Consider the following 3,565-nt stretch of genomic DNA (forward strand, 5'->3'; position numbering starts at 1 on the left):
CAACCAATAAGCGACCAGTAGAGGCCATACGGCAAGAAATGAGGTCAGGAAAAACGGGATTAGGTGAAAATCCCGAAAACTGCCCAAGACCGATCCAACGGCTTGGGGAAGCGATGTGAAGGCATGGTAGATAAACGCCAGTCCGAGAATCCTTACGGCCAACTCGAAGATTTGCTTTGATTTCATGATGGGTTTGTTGTGATCGGTTGCAGCCGAACGCTCCCACTGCGCCACAGCCCGTGGATCGAGAGCCAACTCGGGCGAAACCTGGGATGTAGGAACGGTGATCATGTGAAAAACTCGGAGGCTAAGGGCTGTTGGATCGAGTGGGCTTGTTGGGTATTGTGGTCAACCTAGGGCAAACTCTCCAAGAACTCTCCCCCCTGTAAAATTCGGCACGGTATTGGAAAGCCGCTCGAAATCCACTTGGGAAAGTCCGGCTATCTGGTCGGGTGTCAGGTCCTTGCAATTCCAAGCGACACTGATGTGGTCGAGAATGTGGCCCAACTGCACGGCCAATGCAGGCTCGTCACGCGATTGAATCTTGCCGGCTTGGAACTCGGCGACCAAATCCTGCAAGTGAACCAGTGCCTCTCCCAACTCTCGCTCGACTGTTTCAGTGTGCATAAATGGTAAAGGTGAGGTAGATGCCGAACGACCAATCGTGACAGACCGCCGCCGTAAGAGGGCGATCGACGAAGTGATGGGTACAGTGATGATCATCATATCCGGAATCCCGAGGCTGGCGGCGGTTCGGTCGACGATCTGGTTGAACTAAGCCGCTACGCGGCGACGAAGTAGGAGCACGAATTGACGTAGACTGGCGGTGCAGAACAATGGCAGTTGTTGGTAGGATGGGCGTTGTATGAAAAACTCCAATTCTTCCTCCATTCATCCCAAACATCTCCAAAACATCCAAGCTCGCCAACGTGCCAAGGCTCAGGAAGCGGCCAACCCGCCCACGCCACCACCAACCTCACCAACCTCACCAACCACGGCCACCATCCGCACCACTCCGCGGGATTTCGTCAACCCCGTGGATTACGAACATCCCTACGAGTGCATGGACCGTTTCGCCAAGGCCCTGGCCCTACGCTACGACGCCAATCGAACTCGTCACACCTACTACCGTCAGCTGCGGCTCATCCATGAACACTTTGGATCTGACCCTTCGCTACTGACCCAACCTCAACTCCGCGACTACTTCCTCTTCATCAAACTCAAAAAGAAGTGGAAGCCCAACTCCATTCGCTTAGCCAAAGCCGCCTGCAGCCAGTTCTATATCGACCTCCTCGGTCACTCCGACTGGACCGTTTTGCGTCAAGTCCGCACCAAGGACCACGACACCCTACCCGCAGTCCTCACCCTCCAACAGGTTCATGATCTCATAGATCGAATCCGCCTGCGCCGCTATCGCACCCCCATCAAGCTCATCTACGTCTGCGGCCTGCGCCTCAGCGAATGCCTAGCCATCACCGTCCACGACATCAAGGGCAAGGAGAACAAACTTTTCATCCGCTCCAGCAAGGGACATCAGGATCGTGTCCTGCCATTGCCCACCTCCATGTGGCACGAACTCCAGGACTACTGGCGGGAGCACAAACATCCGCTCCTGCTCTTTCCCAACGTCGGTCGGGGCGACCGCGGTTCCGTGGCTCAGCGCATGCACCAGGCCACCGCACCCATGCCTTGCTCCTCGTTGCAGCGCTTACTCGTCGCGGCCCGCAAAGAACTCAACATCCCGGTAGCCAAAATCCATACCTTGCGTCACAGCTTTGCCACCCATCTGCTGGAAGCCGGAGCACATCTGCACACCATCCAAAAGCTGCTCGGTCACAAACAGATTAACTCCACCATGGTCTATCTGCACCTGACCCACCAGACCGTCAGCGACGCCTTGCACTTGATGGACAAGTTGTATCGGTCTCTTCCTCGCTGAGGCTGCTCCACAGTTCCATGGCCGCCGAACGCACTGTGCTGGCTGCGTTGCGTCAGTTCCTGCCCGCCTTTAAGCAACAAGCTCTAGGCCTTTCCAGAAACCAACGTCGCGCCTGCTGGGCCTTCACCCATTGCCGAACCCCGGCTTTGGGCGGGCAGGCCTTTGTTTGCAAGCCCTGTCGCCAGACCCATTTCGCCTGGCACTCCTGCAATCACAAGGCCTGCCCTCAGTGCGGCGGCGGAGCCACCGCCGCCTGGGTCCAGCGGGAGATGGCCAAGCTGGTCCAAGCGCCTTACTTCCTAGTGACCTTTACCCTCCCGGCTCAGTTGCGCTCCTGCTTCTTTGGTTCCTCTGCCAAGGAGGCCTACGACCTCTTCTTCACCGCGGTCTCAGGCGCTCTCTCCGAAAAGCTCGCCACCGCCAAGGGCTTTAAGGCCGATGTCAGCGGCTTCACCGCTGTACTCCACACCTGGAATCAGCAAATGGGCTTTCATCCCCATATTCACTGCCTGGTGCCCGGTGCCGGACTGGACGAAGAAGGCCGCTTTGTGCGCGTCAAGCAGGCCGACTTTCTCGTTCACCTGCCTCATCTCCAAGCCGCCTTCCGCCAACATCTGCGTCAACTCTTCGACGTCCATGGGTGGCAGGTCGACCCCGACGTGTGGAGCCTGGACTGGGGCGTGCACATCCAACCGGCGGGCACCGGAGCCGCTGCGCTTAAGTATCTAGGCACCTACGTCGCACGGACCGCTATCCACGACGCGCGTTTGGTTCAAGTCACCCAAGAAACCGTTTCGTTCCGGTGGAAGAACCGCGACGCGGGACGCGTCGATGTCTGCACTCTGTCCGGGGTGGAGTTCGTTCGTCGCTACCTACAGCATGTGTTGCCGCGGGGTCTGCGGTCCATTCGTTACTACGGCTTCTGTCATCCCGCAGCCAAAGCCAAGCGTTTGCGCGTGCAGTGTCACGCGGGGGGGCCGGTCCAACTGGGCGATACCACTCCAGTTCCAGCGCCGCTGGCTCGGCCTCACTGTTGTCCGCGCTGCGATCACCCCATGACCTTCTTGCGCAAGATCCCCTCTCCTTACAGTCGGCGGGGACCTCCTCCCCCGGTCGCCTTGTTTATCTCGCGAGCCAAAGCATGAACGCTGTCCTGCCAAATTTCGATCGGAGCGCGATGGGGACCGTCTTGTCTTGGCCGGGCAACCCGCTCGATCATCAGGGGTTTCAAGAAGCCTTAGGGTCTGGAAGACCACTCCAGAAGCTCTCGTTCCTGCTTATCGCGAGGCAGCGTGGGGTAGGGCTCCTCAACTCTCGGGGCAAAATCCAGGTCAGCTTGGTCCGTCCGACTTCCCTCCCCCAAACACAAGCGCCATAGGCGCTCTTCCTACACCTTTCCCCGCATCAGGGCTTGTTCAACCAAGGGTGTAGTTGCTGGCTTCGCTGCGCTTCGCAGCAATACACCCTTTCTCGTTCGACGCGCCACTCATGGCCTAAAGGTGACAAGAATCCCAACTTTTCCGTCGTCTGCCAGATACAAATACGATTCCTCATCATGACCACGTTCGGTCCGTCGATGAGTTCGCCACACGCCGCCAAACTTTACGCCAAATGGCATCTCGTCAC

The 3,565-nt window shown here is 58.0% G+C and carries 3 protein-coding genes; 2 read left to right on the forward strand and 1 reads right to left on the reverse strand.

The genetic code is table 11. The annotated features are described in order from the left end of the window. Nucleotides 1–348: 348 nt before the first annotated feature. Nucleotides 349–627, reverse strand: a complete 279-nt coding sequence (locus JNN07_28610) for a hypothetical protein (protein MBL9171726.1) — start codon at nt 625–627, stop codon at nt 349–351. A 238-nt stretch (nt 628–865) separates the two neighbouring features. Here JNN07_28610 and JNN07_28615 point away from each other — a divergent pair, with 238 nt between their 5' ends. Next, complete coding sequence (locus JNN07_28615; GenBank protein ID MBL9171727.1) at nt 866–1,939, forward strand: tyrosine-type recombinase/integrase; 1,074 nt, start codon at nt 866–868, stop codon at nt 1,937–1,939. A 17-nt stretch (nt 1,940–1,956) separates the two neighbouring features. Then, nucleotides 1,957–3,084, forward strand: a complete 1,128-nt coding sequence (locus JNN07_28620) for a transposase (protein ID MBL9171728.1) — start codon at nt 1,957–1,959, stop codon at nt 3,082–3,084. The last annotated feature ends 481 nt before the right edge of the window (nt 3,085–3,565 follow it).

Source organism: Verrucomicrobiales bacterium (assembly GCA_016793885.1).
In the GTDB taxonomy this organism is placed as follows: Bacteria; Verrucomicrobiota; Verrucomicrobiia; order Limisphaerales; family UBA11320; genus UBA11320.

What these genes read in the sequence shown, in the direction of transcription:
- JNN07_28610 (MBL9171726.1), bottom strand. Translation starts at nt 627, where the DNA reads ATGCACACTGAAACAGTCGAGCGAGAGTTGGGAGAGGCACTGGTTCAC.
- JNN07_28615 (MBL9171727.1), top strand. Translation starts at nt 866, where the DNA reads ATGAAAAACTCCAATTCTTCCTCCATTCATCCCAAACATCTCCAAAAC.
- JNN07_28620 (MBL9171728.1), top strand. Translation starts at nt 1,957, where the DNA reads ATGGCCGCCGAACGCACTGTGCTGGCTGCGTTGCGTCAGTTCCTGCCC.